The organism is Pseudoalteromonas xiamenensis, from assembly GCF_030994125.1.
In the GTDB taxonomy this organism is placed as follows: domain Bacteria; phylum Pseudomonadota; class Gammaproteobacteria; order Enterobacterales; family Alteromonadaceae; genus Pseudoalteromonas; species Pseudoalteromonas xiamenensis_B.
On the sequence record NZ_CP099917.1, the window covers coordinates 2076066 to 2091505 of the forward strand.

Genomic DNA, 15440 nt, shown 5'->3' on the forward strand with positions numbered 1-15440 from the left:
TAGCGGTTTGCGTTATAGTTAGCCAAGCACTTTATTAGGATGGAAAATAAATACCCATGAGTTCACCTGTTTTGATCACAGGGGGCGCACAGCGAATTGGACTTGCGCTTGCCCAACACCTCATTGCTGAGCATGTTCCAGTCATCGTAACCTATCGAACTCGACACGAGGCCATCGATACTCTTGAAGCTGCTGGCGCTATATGTTTACTCGCGGATATTCGTACTGATGCGGACATCGAGCAATTGATTGGTCAAGTTAAACAACATTGCACCTCGCTTCGAGCGATTGTCCACAATGCCTCAAGCTGGGATTGCGAAGAACTGAATTCGGACTGGACGACACTGTTTGATAACATGATGCGGATTCACGCCAAATTACCTTATTTGCTGAATTTAGGGCTTGTGGATTACCTAGAAGCACATAATGGCATCGCGGACATCATCCATATCACCGATTATGTCGTCGAGAAAGGCAGCCCAAAACACATCGCATATGCAGCCAGTAAAGCGGCGCTTGATAACATGACTCGCTCGTTCAGTGCGCGCTTCGCACCAAAGATAAAAGTGAACGCGATTGCGCCTTCACTGATCATTTTTAACGAACACGATACGCCGGATTACAAAGCGAAAACCTTGAAGAAATCGTTGATGGGCATCGAACCGGGATGCCAAGAAGTCATCAACAGCATAGAACTGATTCTGAATAGTCGTTACATCACTGGGCGCAGTATCCCCGTAGATGGTGGCCGACACTTAAAATAAGTAAGAGACGAACAAATGCATAATGAACTAAAAGAAAGTTACAAAGCCATTATTGAAGCCGTTGGTGAAGACCCAACTCGTGAAGGCTTGTTAGATACGCCAAAACGCGCAGCAAAGGCCATGGAATATTTAACCAAAGGCTATCGCCAAACCCTAGAAGAGATAACCAACAATGCGGTATTCACCAGTGACGCCGATGACATGGTCGTGATCCAAGACATTGAGCTGTATTCAATGTGTGAACACCATTTACTGCCTTTCGTTGGTCGTTGCCATATCGCGTATATTCCGAATGGCAAAGTACTTGGCTTGTCTAAATTTGCACGCATCGTTGATATGTTTGCACGACGTTTCCAAATTCAAGAACAGTTAACACATCAAATTGCCAAAGCCGTTGAAGAAGTGACTGGCGCTAAAGGTGTCGGCGTAATTATCGAAGCGAAACACATGTGCATGATGATGCGAGGCGTAGAAAAACAGAATTCGCAAATGCGTACATCGGTCATGCTCGGTAACTTCAGAGATGATCCTAAAACACGAAATGAGTTTTTGTTGCTAGTTAAACGCTAAGGAATGCGGATGCAAAACGCCATTATAAACATCACTAATTTGCGCTTGAGAACGTATATTGGGTTCAACCCTGACGAGCGCGAAAAAAAGCAAGACGTGGTGATCAATATCGAGATTCATTATCCCGCCGATTATGAATGCGTCAGTGCTGATGAGGTATCACACGCGCTCAATTACAAGACGGTGACCAAAGCCGTCATTGCGCTCGTCGAAGATGGTCACTTCTTGCTTTTGGAAAAGTTAGTTGCCGATATTTTATCAAAATGCAACGTTCACCCAAGTGTGACTTATGCACGAGTACGTGTTGATAAGCCGCACGCATTACGTTTTGCCGATTCCGTGTCTCTCACCTTAGATTGGACACGAAAGGGATAGTGTTATGTCGCTACGTGAAGTGCAAACCACAGCACCAGCGCGTAGCGAATACCCTTGCCGATACTCACTAACGTGATAAACCACCAAAACGGTAAACGCATTACCCCCGCAAACAACGTAAGCGGATCACCGACTATCGGCAACCACGCAAAGAGCAAAGACCACTTACCAAAGCGTTGAAATTGTTGCCCTGCTTTCATGAGTTGAGTTTCATTCACTGGAAACCACTTCGCACGTTTAAAACGCTGAACTTGTACACCCAAGACGTAGTTCACAACACTCCCCAGCACATTACCAAGCGTGGCAGATAACCACAACAAACCACTTAAATACCCTTGATTTACCAGCACGCCAAAGAGAATCTCAGAAGACCCTGGCAGCAGCGTTGCGGACAGTAATGCACTTAAAAATAACGAAAAATAACTCATCTTGAACAGTTGCTTTCGCGCACCAAATGCGCCTTAATGGAACTCAAAAGGAGGCACTATGTTATCACGAATTCTAACCCTCGGCTTGATAGGCCTGATGTTTTGCACGACCGCCTGCAGCAGCACCCCACCTCACCCAAAAGGTTATGAAACCTATGTAGCAAAAGGTGATAAATTCAAAGACATGGCACTTACCTCCATTCAAGGTGACACGGTGTCATTTGCCCAAAACAAGAAAAAACTCATCGTGTTGTTTGCTACGTGGTGTTCTGATTCCAAGCGCACATTGCGTGAACTAAAAGCTTCACCGCTGATAAGTGACCCCGCACTCGAGATTATTGCGATAGGCAGAGAAGAATCAACGGCGAGCCTCACTGAATTTAAAGACAGTTTTGGTGTACCATTTACGCTCGTTGCCGATCCAGACAAAGCGATTTATTCTCATTACGCCAATAAAGGGATACCTCGGCTCATTTTACTTGATGAACAAAATCGCGTAATTGACACATGGATAGGCGAAACTCCAGATACGGTCTCTCAAATTAAGTGGTAATCATGGAAACCAGCGCGCTTCAAATTCTCACCATGGCAAAAGTCATCCAAACGGCAGTTGCACCTGTATTTCTTATCACTGGAATCGCGGCGACACTTGGTGTACTTTCTAACCGCTTAGCTCGTATTGTGGACCGTGCACGGTTACTGGATAAACGTATTAAACGTCTACAAGATGAAGCGGAAATGCAAGAGTTGCAGCGCGAAATGCGCGCGCTCTTAAAACGGTCTCGTTTTATTCACGTCGCGTTTAGCGCCAGTGTTTTAAGTGCCTTGCTGGTATGTTCGGTGGTAATGATGCTATTTATCTCCCATCTTCACACGATGGATTTGGGGATAACGATTGCCAGCTGTTTTATTGCCGCCATGGCACTGCTTATTGCGGCATTTTTTGCCCTACTAGGGGAAATTTTCCTTGCCACTCGTAGTATGAGGCGAGGCATGATATTTGCCGATTTTACACAAGATTAAATTGTAATTTTTTAGAATACTAACTGAAGGATCTCATCATGAAAAAAGTGCTTATCGCAGCCGTTCTTACGGTTTTATCTACTGGAGCGGCCTCTGCTAACTCTCTGTTTGAAAAACCTGAAGATGCGATTGATTATCGTAAAGCCTCATTTCAATTATTGCGTTACCAAATCGGTGACATGGGCGACATGTTGAAAGGCAAAGTGCCTTTTGATGCAGAGCGTTTCAAAGCACGCGCGCATAACGCTGCACGTCTATCAACAATGCCTTGGGAGGCGTTTGCCGAGGGCACGGATAAAGGTGACACTGATGCCTTGCCAGCAGTATGGAGCGACCGCGTGACGTTTGATAAGAAAGCGGCAGATTTTGCGCAGTATGCACAAGCGCTTGCTGACGCAGCAGACACAGGTGATCAAGGTGCTATCAAAAAAGCGTTCGGCAACTGGGCCAAAGGTTGCAAAGATTGCCATAAGAGTTTTAAAGAATAATCAACAATTGTAAAAAGGGGTGAATTCCCCTTTTTCTTTTTTTAATGCATATTAATTACTCATACTTTCCGCATTCTTAAAATATTTTTTACCATTATTCGAAATAAAATTGGTTAAATTTTTACCTACATATAGCTTTCCTATGTAACTTTTTTGTAATATCCCCGCCGTACACTATCGACCCATTTTTGGGTAAAAAAACACGGGAAAATAAAAAAATGTTAAAAACAACACTTAAGCCTTTGGCTTGGAGTATGGCGCTTGCCACGCTTCCTGCCTCTGCAAACTTACTCATTTCCGAGTACGTTGAAGGCTCATCAAATAACAAAGCTATTGAGATCTACAACAACGGCACTGACGCGGTTGATTTGACTCAATACCAACTGCAATTTTTCTTCAATGGTAATACTGCAGCAGGTAACACAATTGCACTGGAAGGCCAACTTGCGGCAAACCAAACTTATGTCATTGTGGACAATGACTCTGCGCCTGCGCTATTAGAAAAAGCACAACTAATCAATTCAGGTTCTTGGTTTAACGGTGATGACGCCATTGCGATTATGCAAGGTGATACGGTTATCGATAGCCTTGGCAAACGTGGCGAAGATCCAGGTAGCTACTGGATGGTTAATGGCGTAAAAACGCAAAACCAAACGTTACGCCGCAATAAAGCCTCTGCACCTCGTACTGACATCGATGGTACATTTGACCCAAGTGCTGACTGGGCACAATTCGACATCGATGATTTCTCAAACATCGGTCAGCATGAGGGCTCTACAACCACAGAACCGCCAGTCGAGCCTCCAGTAGAGCCACCTGTCGAACCGCTTGTATGTGGTGCAGAAGCGACGGCAATTCACACCATCCAAGGTGCAGGCAGCGCAAGCCCACTGAAAGATCAAATCGTGATTGTTGAAGCCGTGGTAACGTCGGACCTTCAAGGCGACAACCAATTGAAAGGTTTCTTCATGCAACATCCTCAGTCTGAGCAGGATGGCGATGCGTTAACCTCTGAAGGTATTTTCGTTTATTACACAGGTACCGATGTCAACGTGGGTGATCGCGTACGTGTGCGTGCGAAAGTACAAGAATATTATGACATGACTCAACTTGGTGACATTGAAGCACTAGAAGTGTGTGGTAGTGGCTCAATTGCGCCCACACTCCTGACATTGCCAACGGATAGCCTTGAACCAGTAGAAGGCATGCTTGTTACTATAAATCAATCACTTAAAGTGGTTGATACATACGGATTAGCACGTTACGGCGAAGTGGCACTTGCGACAGAACGTTTATACCAAAGCACGCAAGTGGCGCTTCCAGGTGATGCCGCTCGTGCAATTGAAGCCGCAAATAAAACGAAAGAAATCGTACTTGATGACGGTTCGACAAAACAAAATTTAGAACCGATTCGTTACCCAGCACCAGGACTTGATGCATACAATACGCTGCGTTTAGGTGATACAGCAGATAACCTTGAAGGCGTAATCACTTACGGCTTCAGCAAATACCGTTTACACCCAACCGTTGAGCCAATTTTCACCAACACCAACCCTCGTACTGAGGCACCAGTTGTTGAAACTCGTGGTGACTTACGTATCGCTTCATTCAACGTATTGAACTATTTTAATGGTGATGGTCAAGGCGCAGGCTTCCCAACAAGCCGTGGTGCATCCAGTGAAGAAGAGTTTGCACGTCAAAAAGCGAAAATCGTTGCAGCAATTACAGCCTTGGACGCCGATGTCATCGGCTTACTTGAAATCGAAAACGATGGTTTCTCTGATCTCAGCGCGATTGCGGATCTTGTGACGGCATTGAATGCGCAAAGCACAGACACCTATCAATTTGTAAATTTCAACGCGGAAAAAATTGGTGGCGATGCAATTACCTCTGCACTTATCTATCGTGCAAACAAAGTCGCTGAAGTTGGTACGCCTGCGTTTACCGAAATGGTACCGTTTGATTATGGTAATCGCCCACCAGTCGTACAAACGTTCAAAGTAACGAATACGGAAGAAGTCTTCACGATGGCTGTTGCGCACCTTCGTTCAAAAGGAAGCTGTACAAAAGCGACGGATGGCGACAAAGACACCGGAGATGGTCAAGGCTGTTGGAGCGTAACTCGTACAACCGCGGCAAATACGCTGGCGGATTGGTTAGCGACAAATCCAACGGGTGTTGAAGACACCGATACAATTGTAGTTGGTGACTTAAACTCTTATGCAATGGAAGACCCACTTCGTGCATTTGCGGATAAAGGCTTAAAGTCAGTTGTAGAACAACTTGATGGTAATACACAAGGTTACTCATACAACTACGCGGCACGTATCGGTAGCCTTGACCATGCACTAGCGTCTGACTCAATGATGGAAAAAGTCGTTGCAGCAACGCACTGGTCAATCAATGCGGACGAGCCTGTTGCTCTTGATTACAACACAGAATATAAATCTGACGCCTTGAAAGCGAGCCTCTATGCAGACAACGCTTACCGAGCTTCCGATCACGACCCTGTTGTTGTTGAACTGAACACCACACCACCTACGCCAGAGCCTCAAGTATGGAGCGGTGAGTTTACAAATGTAGGTGGTTGGTTCTGGCCTAAGAACTTCAAGATCGACGTGCCAGAAGGCTACCAGAATCTCAAGATTGAAGTCACTGGTGGTTGGGGTGATGCTAACTTGAAAGTAAAACAAGGTAGCGCACCAAGCTTATTCCGTTATGACTGTCTATCTGCGAAATTCGGTAACGTAGACGTGTGTGAATTTACTGAGCCAAAAGCAGGTAAATGGTTTATCCAAGTATCAGGTTACTTACCATTCGGTAACGTAACCGTGAAATACAGTGCGGTAAAACCATAATTAATACCGTTAGGTATAACATGTAGGCGGTGTTTACACCGCCTTTTCTTTACGCGCCTGACGAACTAAAGTCCCAAGGGTTCGAGCCGCGTTCTCCACTTCAGCCGTCCATGGAATGCCAAAGCTTAAGCGCACACAATTCTGGTATTTTTGCCCTGCGCTAAACAGACTGCCCGGTGTCAAACTGATGCCATTCTCCAGTGCTAAATGAAACAGCCGAGTGCCATCATAGTGCTTGCCTAAGTCGAGCCAAAACACACAGCCACCTTGCGGATCACTAATTAAAACATCGGCAGGAAAAGTTTCGGTAAGCACCTGTCGCATTTTATTTTTATTGCTCAATAACCGTTGCCGCAGCAATTTGAGGTGGCGATCAAACTCCCCACTGGCAAGATAGTCAGCCAATACCCATTGATTCATGAGCGAAGAAGAACAACTCAACGCGCGCTTAATACGTCGCGCTTTTTCTGCATAAGGTCCAGCAACCAACCACCCGATCCGGTAGCTGGGTGCAGCCGTTTTGGAAAAAGATGCACACGTTAAGACGCGTTCTGGTTTGGCGTATTTCATCGCGGGTAATCCACGCGCCGAACCAAAGTGCAGATCGCCATAAACATCATCTTCAATCAGCGTTACTTGAAAACGGTCCAGCAAGTGCACGAGTTGTTCCCGCTTATGTTCCGGCATACAACTCCCTAATGGATTGTTTATGCTCGTCGAAAATAAGCAAGCCTTAATAGGATGTTTTTCAAGTGCTTGCTCTAAATCGGACAACCATACGCCTTCTTCAGGGCAGAGCGGGATCTCAATCGCTTTGAGCCCCAAGTTTTCAACCAGCTCAACGATGCCAAAATAACAAGGTGATTCAATCGCTACCACGTCCCCGGGGTTGGTGACACACTGCAATGCGATGGCAAGCGCCTCTTGCGCGCCATTGGTGATCACCATTTCATTTTGCTCAACCAACACACCCATGTCTAAGTAGCGATGCACGATTTGCTTTTTGAGTGCAGCCAGTCCATCCATCGCACCATAGTTGATGGCGCGTTGTCCGGCTTGCTGCATCGCTTTGCGCATGAGTTTTGCCAACATTTTATCGGTACTGGCAACGGCAACTGGGTTTGCGATCCCAAACGGGATCATGTCAGGTGCATGTATGGCTTGATACACTTGCTCTATCAAACCTTGCTTGTTGACTTGTAAGGGTTTATTAACCAGTTTGGCTTTTTTAGGCTGTACGGCATTTCTGGATTTTGCCACAAGGAAATAGCCGGATTTTTCACGCGCGACAATCTTTCCTTGTAACTCTAAAGCTTGATAAGCCTGCTTCACCGTGGGAATGCTGACACGTAAACTAGTCGCTAGGATACGCAGCGATGGAAGCTTATCCCCTGGTTGCAACGTCCCTTGTTCAGACATCGTTTGAATTAAGTTGATGACTTGCTGGTATAAATACCCTTTCTCATCCCGTCCAATCGCCAAACTCATCTCGACCTCTCATCTGTATAGGTTGAAAATCCATAATTCTGTATATGGTATATACAGATTATTTACTTAAACTAACCAATAACCAGACCAGAAGCAAATGGTAAGTTGATACTTACCAACTCAACCGAGAAGACACCATGAAAAATGCAGTACTTTATCTCACCACCGTATTAATTTGGGGTTCCACGTGGCTCGCCATTGAATTCCAGTTAGGAGAAGTTAACGAAGTGGTCAGTTTATTCTATCGTTTTTCAATAGCTGCGGCCTGTATGTGGGCGTTCGTTGTTGTGAAAAAATTACCAATGCGTTTTAGTTTAGTCGACCATGGTTATTTCATGTTGTTGGCATTGGGCAACTTCGGTTTGAACTACCTATTCCTATATTGGGCTCAAGGCTATTTGACGTCAGCCATGGCATCTATTGCGTTTTCATTGTTGTTGGTCTTTAACATTCTCAATACCAAATTGTTTTTCAAGAAACCCATCGCAAAACGCATCTATTTTGGTGCTGGTATTGGTGTGCTCGGTATTGTGAGCTTGTTCTGGCATGATCTGAAAACGTTCGATTTAGAAAATGGTGCGCTAGTCGGTCTTTTACTCGCCTTGGTCGGAACCGTATGCGCTTCGTTAGGTAACATGGTCAGTGTACGCAATTCCAATGCGCAAATTGGCGTGTTACAAGGAAACGCATGGGGCATGTTATATAGCGGTCTACTTCTGGGATTGTACGTCCTAATCAGCGGAGAGTCGTTCGTCGTGCACGCACAAAGTAGCTACTGGTTATCGCTTGGTTACTTAGCCATATTTGGCACGGTAATAGCCTTTGCATGCTATTTCCATCTGCTTAAAGGTATTGGCCCTGAAAAAGCCAGTTACGTCATTGTTCTGTTTCCATTCGTAGCCGTGACCTTAAGCACGTTATTTGAGGGCTTCGAGTGGCAGAGTCATACGTTTCTTGGGTTTTCGCTCGTATTGATCGGTAATGCCCTTGTCCTAACGCCCATTGAACGTATCAAAGCGCATTTTCATCCTCTTTCCCCAGTAGCAAGGTAATCCTTGCTCAAAAAAGGTGCAAAGGACTGCGCCTTTTCACCTTCACTCTGTTAGAAGGAACACGAGAGTTACAACACGGCTAACAACAGTTTTTCTGAGAGACACTCAAACGTTGCTGGCGTCACCCCAACCAACTCACCATCGGCCTCAATTGGTAACCCAACAGTGTGCACGGTAATCGACTCGCTGTTCCACGTTTCCACAAATGGGAGCGATGTATGGCACTGCAACAGCATGCCGACAAACGACACCACACGTTGCCAACCTTTACACCCTTTAAACACTAGCAGCTCAAACTGTCCATCTTGGCTATCGTTGTTCGGAGCGGGGCACAGACCCGCCGCAAAATAGCGCCCGTTTGCCACCACTAACATCATGGTTGGTAAGGCTTGACGATTGTCCAGTTCAAGTAACACGCCTGCGAAGCGGAAAAGCTGGCTTAAGCCGGCTGTAACATAACTTAGGGGGTGACGCGTGTTTTTAACGCAAAGGGCTTCGACTACCGCAGCATTAAAGCCAACGCCACCAATGTTATGAAAATAGCGTCCGCCGACTTTTCCGAGATCCATTCGTTGTGTCTTGTGGCTGAACACCGTGTCGCGCCACTGCGCTTGAGAAAAAGGAAACTGCCTAGCGAAATCATTTCCCGTGCCTGCGGGCAGTAAAGCGAGGCGACAGGGCATTTCTACCGTCGCATTTACCACCAAATGCAATGTCCCATCACCGCCAATCACAATAACTTGGGTCACTGTGTTAGCAAGTAAGCGAATGGCTCGACAATCCGTTTCAAATTCTCCCGTTGTGGCATACCACTGCCAGATGATTTGGTGTTTTTGTTCTTGTGTTTTTAACCACTGGAGGTGTTTTTTTGCTTGGCGACCACCGTTGGGTTTATACACCACTAAAAATTCTGCCATTATACAAATACAACTAATATGAATAATTAATCAAAAAACCTGCATACCGAAATAAAAAACAACAAAAACCGCTATAAACAAAGGCAAAACACTGAATCAATCTTGCATATTCTTTGATATTTCATTCTGAATGAAAGATTAATCGGATAAATTTAACTAATCCGATAGGGCCAATATTTATCGTTTTATTTTTCGACAATCTGCATGCAAAATAAGCACCGTACTCAACCACACTTTGCAGGAGAAGACAATGCTTAATGGCGCAGGTGCATGTTGCAACCCAAGCACACACCTTTACACAGCAACAACAGTAAAACCATCGTTTACTTGGTCAACGCTGTTCAACCAAGTTGGCAAAATGCTGCTAAGTAATCTTGCAATCGGATGTCGTTCCCAACCAAACGACATCCTTGCAATCTTTTTTACGACATCCTTGCAATCTTTTTTACCTGCCTCGATTTCTTCTAAATACACCCCAAAATCGAAAAATTTTCTTAAACCTTTCAATATTCGTCTAATTTTTAGGCAAACAGTTCAATAAACTGTTTACATAGCGAATTTCGCTCAGTATTATTCTGCTCCATGGAGAGATGGCTGAGTGGTTGAAAGCACCGGTCTTGAAAACCGGCATACGTTAATAGCGTATCTAGGGTTCAAATCCCTATCTCTCCGCCACTTTTAAAGTTTTGTTGCGGTGAGATGGCCGAGAGGCTGAAGGCGCTCCCCTGCTAAGGGAGTATAGGGTTTGTAGCCCTATCGAGGGTTCGAATCCCTCTTTCACCGCCATTTCTTGTAGAAAAACCGCTTAGTTAAGCGGTTTTTTTATGTCTGAAATTTGCCCTTTAGTAAACAGCAAATGCCGTCTCCCTCAAACTCTATCTTACCTGTCTCAGCAATTCTCGCTAAAAGGAACATTGCTTTACTATTCTTATAACCTCTTGTAATACTTTAATTAGCCCTACATCAATTTGCCTAACGGCTCCGAACACGAAGCCATCAAGAAGGTAAGCTATGACACACGGATTGAGCTTTGAAGCACTCGCGAAGTTTTATGATCTCTCTTCAGATTTATTTTGCATTGCCAGCATTGATGGAAAAACCATCAGTGTAAACAAAGCCTTTGTGAAAATGCTCGGGTTTGAGAAAGCCTTTTTCTATCGTACGTCCTTGCTGACTCTTATACACCCCGACGATGTAGAATTCACACAGCAGACGCTTCGCTCTTTACTCAACAGCAAAAGCATTGTCCGGATAAACAATCGTTTTCGCACCAATGCAGGGCAATATTTGTTGCTGGCATGGCGCATTGTGTATGACCCATCGAGTCAACGTATTTACGCAACAGCGCGCGATCTTACCGACGAATTTAACGCCAAAAACCAACACTACCAGCTACAAAACGCGTTGCTAGAACAAACGATCATTTCGCAAACCGACCGCATGGGTATCATTACGGATGTCAACGAGAAGTTCTGCCACATCAGCGGCTATGCCTATGACGAATTGGTGGGTCAATCGCATCGCATTATTAACTCAGGTATGCACTCAAAACATTTTTTCAAATTAATGTGGCAAACCATTTCGAAAGGTGAAATTTGGGAAGGTACGATTACCAATCGAAAGAAAGACGGAAACTTGTATTACGTGCGCAGCATTATTGTGCCGATGAAAAATCACAACAAAGAGATCACCCACTATGTGTCCATCCGCCAAGACATCACTGATAGCATCGTAAACCAAGTTGAACTGACCAAAACACTGAAGATACTGAACGAAACCAGTGCAATTGCCAAAGTCGGTGGTTGGGAGTTAAAAGTGGCCACGGGCGAGCTCTTTTGGACTGAAGAGACCTTCAAAATTCTCGAAGTAGAACAACGCGATGGCTACTCTCCAACACTGCCCGAAGGCATTCAACTTTATGTCGCGCAACACCAACCCATTATCGAAAACGCCGTTTATCAGGCGATGCATCATGGAATTCCCTACGAATTAGAATTGCTAGCACTTACAGCCAAAGGTAATGAGCGCTGGGTGTTCACCAATGGCAAAGCGAATTACATTGACGGTTCGATTTACTCGATTTCAGGCACTATACAAGATATTCATGATAAGAAACTCGCCGAACAAAACCTCGCGATTGAGAAACAACGCTCTATTCAAAATTCCAAGTTAGCGTCATTAGGCGAGCTTGCGGCAAGCATTGCCCATGAAATCAACAACCCACTTGGGATCATCTCAGGTAGTGCTCAACTCCTAGAATTAGAAAGGGTGAATCAACAACCCGATGCGGTTTTACAAAAAGCCGCCACCATTTTGAAATCCACGCAACGCATAGAACACATTACACAAAGCTTAAAACGCTTTGCCCGCACCAGTTTTGATGACATGAATAGTCAAACCTACGTGGAGAAACTCTTGCAAGAGGCGCTCTCCCTGACTAAACCTAATATTAGACGCCATCTGGTTAACTTAGAGGTATCCGGTTCCTCTCAGCATTTAATTCGTTGTAATGAAATTGAGATTGAGCAGGTGTTTATCAATCTGATCAATAACGCGGTAGATGCAGTCAAGGCGCTGGAGACACGTTGGATCCAAATTAGGGTTAGCGATGAACACAATCACGTAGCGGTGGAAGTGGTGGATTCTGGACGCGGAATTGACCGTCATGCGCGCGATAAACTTTTTCAACCCTTCTTTACCACAAAACCCAAAGGTGAAGGAACTGGACTTGGTTTATCTATCTGCCGTGAAATTTGCGAACGGCACAATGCTCAGCTATACCTCAACGAACAAAGCAAGCATACGTGTTTCGCGCTGCGATTTAGGGCTCTGTCTGAAAGTGAAGAATGATGACATTACGATTGGTTTACATTGACGATGAAGTCGAATTGGGTGAGTTAATGCAGGAATTCATGCAAGACCAAGACGTGACATTACACTGTTTCGACAAGGAGCAGGATGCCATCGAGTACTGTCATGCGAACACACCCGATTTAGTGCTAATTGACTACCGACTTCGCCATATGACCGGTGTGGATGTAGCGCGCAAACTGCCGCCAAACATACCGAAAATTTTAGTCACGGGCGAACTTGAACTTCCTAAATGCGATGAGTTCCAACAAGTGATTAGTAAACCTTTTGATTTCAAGGTGATTATTAAATTAGTTACCGATGCCGTATCAGCGCAACTCGCTGAATAATTGAATGTGATAGAGATGAATAACACAAAAACGAAAATTCTGATTATTGATGACGATTTAGACTACTGTGCGCTGATAGCTGAAACACTAATCGATCAATATCAATGCTACTTCGCCCACGACGGTCAAAGTGCGTTAGACCAATTTGCTGCCGTGCAACCTTCGCTCGTCATGTTAGATCTTGGGTTGCCGGATATACCTGGCTTTGCACTATGTGAAAAGCTGACGAGCGCCGCGAACGGGAATCCCTATGCGTTATTTATCGTGTCAGGTGATAGTTCAATCGATACGAAGCTGAAAGCCTTCGCAATGGGCGCAGATGATTTCATTGGTAAGCCATTTGAAATTAAAGAACTCATCTCTCGTATCGAGCGAGACTTGAAACTACTCAAAGAACGCCACGCATTGCAACAAAGCAACCAAGAAGCCCATCAGTTGGTTGAAGTCACCATGAAACAGGCATCACAATACAGCTATGTCATGAGCTTTTTCAAAAACTTAAATGCGTGTACAGACGTTGAGGGGGTTATCCAGACCTTTTTTGATGCTATGCGCTTTTTTAGATTGCGCGCCAGTATTTCCGTTCGTAAACCAACACCGATGACGCTGGATTTCAACGGGGCGCAGTTAAGCCCCATTGAAGCCAACGTATACGAAACGGTTGCGAACAAAGGTCGACTGTTTGAGTTTGGACAGCGTTTAATGGTCAATGGCAAATATGTATCGTTTTTAGTTAAAAACATGCCCGCTGATGATGCAGTTAAAGGTGAGGTCAGAGATTACACTGCAGCCATCGTCGAAGGGTTGGAGGCTAAGTTGGAAGACTTATCCCTACGCTGTGGCATGACGCAAGCTATCACCGATTTAAAGCAAACTGTTGCAGACATAAGCAGCGCGATAAACGAACACAATACGATCGTTAATTCCGTACTTTCAGACATGCTGACGAAGATTTCCTCCAGCTACCACTTGCTTGAACTAACTGAGGTACAAGAAGATTTTTTCACAAAACTGGTTGAAGAAGGTGTCATTAATTTAAGCCAATCAGAAGGCGCCCTGTTCAATACTCAAGTCGATTTACAGAGATTAATCAAACAACTTGAAGCATTGAAACTCGTTTAACCTAGGAAACCATTGTCGCCTAAATCCAAGTTCAAGCTCAAAGGTGAGCTTGAACCACCTCAATAAGCCGATTAAGGTCATCTTGTGTATTGTATAAATGGGGTGAAATGCGCAGTCCATGCAGGCGACAATCTACCGCTATCTGCTGTTCCTTAAGTGCCTCTAAAATTCGCCCATTGTTTTCACCAAACGACACAATCGCCGTACCAGAAGCGCGCTCTATTTTGCATTCAGACACCATGTACGCATCAAGCGCGGAGTGTAACTGAGCGAGCAAAGCCCAGTTATGCTCTCGCACTTGTGCAATGCCAAGTTCAGTAAAATAGTGAATGCTGTGCGCCGCACCAATAAAAGGCTCTACGGACGGCGTCCCTCCCCAAAAGCGCAGTGCGGTTTGATGAAATTCGAAGTGATGGATGTCGAATTCAAATGGATTGGCGTGCGAAAACCATCCGACATCCTTCGGTTTTAATTCATTGAGAAACGCCTCACTAACCCATAGATAGGCCGCACCGGGTCCACCGCACAACCATTTGACTGACGACCCCAACATCGCGTCAATGTGTAGTGCATTGAGATCGACAGGTAAAATCCCTGCAGATTGGGCAACGTCTAGAATGACTTTTATACCGCGTTCTTTTGCTTTTGAGGCGATAAAGGAAATGGGCGCTTGCTGGCCAGTATTTGAATAAACGTGACTGACAAAAACAAGGTCGATATCTGGGGTTAAGTGCATTTGCCAAACGTCAGGATCACTCATATTTGCATCCGCGCCAATAAAGTGAAGCTCAATGTCGTTGCGCGCACACTGTGCAACAAACCCCATGCTTGGAAAGTCATTTTCACTCATCAACAACCGAATGGGTGACGGGGATGAAGGCAAGCTTTGTAATAGCTTCGTTAAACCACTGGATACGTTGGTTTGAGGACAAAACTGCGTGGCTGGCGCATTGAATAGCTTCCCGAGTGCAGCAGTAAATTGCTCAATGCCCTGCAACCAATGTCCCCAAGGTTCCACTAAGCCCTGTTCCCAAGGTTCGAAATAGTGCGTTTGTAAATACGCTTGTAAGGACTTTAAAGGCCGACCAACAGAGTGGCTGAGCAAGTAAGTTCCGTCCTTTGGCAAGTGAAACACATCACCTTTGTTTATCATGC

General features: G+C 45.1%; 15 protein-coding genes and 2 tRNA genes. 13 read left to right on the forward strand and 4 right to left on the reverse strand.

From position 1 onward, the window contains the following. The first annotated feature begins 56 nt into the window (after positions 1-56). Genes folM through folX form a run of 3 tightly spaced genes read left to right on the forward strand, consistent with a single transcriptional unit; the run spans position 57 to position 1709 of the window. Complete coding sequence (gene folM / locus NI389_RS09650; protein ID WP_308359584.1) at positions 57-764, forward strand: dihydromonapterin reductase; 708 nt, start codon at positions 57-59, stop codon at positions 762-764. A gap of 15 nt (positions 765-779) precedes the next feature. Continuing rightward, complete coding sequence (folE, locus tag NI389_RS09655) at positions 780-1334, forward strand: GTP cyclohydrolase I FolE (protein ID WP_308359586.1); 555 nt, start codon at positions 780-782, stop codon at positions 1332-1334. 9 nt (positions 1335-1343) lie between these two features. Then, a complete protein-coding gene (folX, locus tag NI389_RS09660; protein ID WP_308359587.1) occupies positions 1344-1709 on the forward strand; it encodes a dihydroneopterin triphosphate 2'-epimerase in 366 nt (121 codons plus the stop codon). A 2-nt stretch (positions 1710-1711) separates the two neighbouring features. Here folX and NI389_RS09665 read toward each other — a convergent pair whose 3' ends face one another. Continuing rightward, positions 1712-2137 (reverse strand): YqaA family protein, encoded by a 426-nt coding sequence (locus tag NI389_RS09665; RefSeq protein ID WP_308359588.1) that lies wholly within the window; start codon positions 2135-2137, stop codon positions 1712-1714. Between the two features lie 58 nt (positions 2138-2195). Between NI389_RS09665 and NI389_RS09670 the strand changes: the two genes are divergently transcribed. The 4 genes from NI389_RS09670 (at position 2196) to NI389_RS09685 (ending at position 6506) form a co-directional block, all read left to right on the forward strand. Further along, complete coding sequence (locus NI389_RS09670; RefSeq protein ID WP_308359590.1) at positions 2196-2690, forward strand: TlpA family protein disulfide reductase; 495 nt, start codon at positions 2196-2198, stop codon at positions 2688-2690. Positions 2691-2692: 2 nt separating this feature from the next. Further along, on the forward strand, positions 2693-3160 hold the full coding sequence (locus NI389_RS09675) for a DUF2721 domain-containing protein (protein WP_308359592.1): 468 nt from the start codon (positions 2693-2695) through the stop codon (positions 3158-3160). A 38-nt stretch (positions 3161-3198) separates the two neighbouring features. Next, the gene (locus NI389_RS09680; RefSeq protein WP_308359594.1) at positions 3199-3648 is read left to right on the forward strand and encodes a c-type cytochrome; all 450 of its coding nucleotides are present in this window, start codon (positions 3199-3201) and stop codon (positions 3646-3648) included. Positions 3649-3866: 218 nt separating this feature from the next. After that, positions 3867-6506: an ExeM/NucH family extracellular endonuclease gene (locus NI389_RS09685; protein ID WP_308359595.1), complete on the forward strand. Its 2640-nt coding sequence runs from the start codon at positions 3867-3869 to the stop codon at positions 6504-6506. Positions 6507-6539: 33 nt separating this feature from the next. Here NI389_RS09685 and NI389_RS09690 read toward each other — a convergent pair whose 3' ends face one another. Next, positions 6540-7994 (reverse strand): aminotransferase-like domain-containing protein, encoded by a 1455-nt coding sequence (locus NI389_RS09690; RefSeq protein WP_308359596.1) that lies wholly within the window; start codon positions 7992-7994, stop codon positions 6540-6542. A gap of 137 nt (positions 7995-8131) precedes the next feature. On the opposite strand from NI389_RS09690, the gene NI389_RS09695 reads away from it, so the two are divergent. Continuing rightward, positions 8132-9046: a DMT family transporter gene (locus NI389_RS09695; RefSeq protein WP_308359597.1), complete on the forward strand. Its 915-nt coding sequence runs from the start codon at positions 8132-8134 to the stop codon at positions 9044-9046. A gap of 68 nt (positions 9047-9114) precedes the next feature. On the opposite strand, the gene NI389_RS09700 is transcribed toward NI389_RS09695, so the two are convergent. Continuing rightward, positions 9115-9963, reverse strand: a complete 849-nt coding sequence (locus NI389_RS09700; RefSeq protein ID WP_308359599.1) for a diacylglycerol/lipid kinase family protein — start codon at positions 9961-9963, stop codon at positions 9115-9117. A 584-nt stretch (positions 9964-10547) separates the two neighbouring features. Here NI389_RS09700 and NI389_RS09705 point away from each other — a divergent pair. The 5 genes from NI389_RS09705 to NI389_RS09725 all read left to right on the forward strand — a co-directional run bounded on the left by NI389_RS09705 (position 10548) and on the right by NI389_RS09725 (position 14285). Next, a tRNA-Ser gene (locus tag NI389_RS09705) sits at positions 10548-10638 on the forward strand. Positions 10639-10656: 18 nt separating this feature from the next. Beyond that, positions 10657-10749: transfer RNA gene (locus NI389_RS09710), tRNA-Ser, on the forward strand. Between the two features lie 225 nt (positions 10750-10974). Beyond that, positions 10975-12813 carry a PAS domain-containing sensor histidine kinase gene (locus NI389_RS09715; protein ID WP_308359601.1) on the forward strand — a complete coding sequence of 613 codons (1839 nt, stop codon included), beginning with the start codon at positions 10975-10977 and terminating at the stop codon, positions 12811-12813. After that, positions 12810-13163: a response regulator gene (locus tag NI389_RS09720; protein WP_308359603.1), complete on the forward strand. Its 354-nt coding sequence runs from the start codon at positions 12810-12812 to the stop codon at positions 13161-13163. The genes NI389_RS09715 and NI389_RS09720 overlap by 4 nt, the downstream gene beginning before the upstream one ends. 15 nt (positions 13164-13178) lie before the next feature. After that, positions 13179-14285, forward strand: coding sequence for a response regulator transcription factor (locus tag NI389_RS09725; RefSeq protein ID WP_308359605.1), 1107 nt, complete (start codon positions 13179-13181; stop codon positions 14283-14285). Between the two features lie 37 nt (positions 14286-14322). Here NI389_RS09725 and NI389_RS09730 read toward each other — a convergent pair whose 3' ends face one another. Next, positions 14323-15438: an aminotransferase class V-fold PLP-dependent enzyme gene (locus NI389_RS09730; RefSeq protein ID WP_308359607.1), complete on the reverse strand. Its 1116-nt coding sequence runs from the start codon at positions 15436-15438 to the stop codon at positions 14323-14325. Positions 15439-15440: the final 2 nt, after the last annotated feature.

What these genes read in the sequence shown, in the direction of transcription:
- folM (WP_308359584.1), top strand. Translation starts at nt 57, where the DNA reads ATGAGTTCACCTGTTTTGATCACAGGGGGCGCACAGCGAATTGGACTT.
- folE (WP_308359586.1), top strand. Translation starts at nt 780, where the DNA reads ATGCATAATGAACTAAAAGAAAGTTACAAAGCCATTATTGAAGCCGTT.
- folX (WP_308359587.1), top strand. Translation starts at nt 1,344, where the DNA reads ATGCAAAACGCCATTATAAACATCACTAATTTGCGCTTGAGAACGTAT.
- NI389_RS09665 (WP_308359588.1), bottom strand. Translation starts at nt 2,137, where the DNA reads ATGAGTTATTTTTCGTTATTTTTAAGTGCATTACTGTCCGCAACGCTG.
- NI389_RS09670 (WP_308359590.1), top strand. Translation starts at nt 2,196, where the DNA reads ATGTTATCACGAATTCTAACCCTCGGCTTGATAGGCCTGATGTTTTGC.
- NI389_RS09675 (WP_308359592.1), top strand. Translation starts at nt 2,693, where the DNA reads ATGGAAACCAGCGCGCTTCAAATTCTCACCATGGCAAAAGTCATCCAA.
- NI389_RS09680 (WP_308359594.1), top strand. Translation starts at nt 3,199, where the DNA reads ATGAAAAAAGTGCTTATCGCAGCCGTTCTTACGGTTTTATCTACTGGA.
- NI389_RS09685 (WP_308359595.1), top strand. Translation starts at nt 3,867, where the DNA reads ATGTTAAAAACAACACTTAAGCCTTTGGCTTGGAGTATGGCGCTTGCC.
- NI389_RS09690 (WP_308359596.1), bottom strand. Translation starts at nt 7,994, where the DNA reads ATGAGTTTGGCGATTGGACGGGATGAGAAAGGGTATTTATACCAGCAA.
- NI389_RS09695 (WP_308359597.1), top strand. Translation starts at nt 8,132, where the DNA reads ATGAAAAATGCAGTACTTTATCTCACCACCGTATTAATTTGGGGTTCC.
- NI389_RS09700 (WP_308359599.1), bottom strand. Translation starts at nt 9,963, where the DNA reads ATGGCAGAATTTTTAGTGGTGTATAAACCCAACGGTGGTCGCCAAGCA.
- NI389_RS09715 (WP_308359601.1), top strand. Translation starts at nt 10,975, where the DNA reads ATGACACACGGATTGAGCTTTGAAGCACTCGCGAAGTTTTATGATCTC.
- NI389_RS09720 (WP_308359603.1), top strand. Translation starts at nt 12,810, where the DNA reads ATGATGACATTACGATTGGTTTACATTGACGATGAAGTCGAATTGGGT.
- NI389_RS09725 (WP_308359605.1), top strand. Translation starts at nt 13,179, where the DNA reads ATGAATAACACAAAAACGAAAATTCTGATTATTGATGACGATTTAGAC.
- NI389_RS09730 (WP_308359607.1), bottom strand. Translation starts at nt 15,438, where the DNA reads ATGATAAACAAAGGTGATGTGTTTCACTTGCCAAAGGACGGAACTTAC.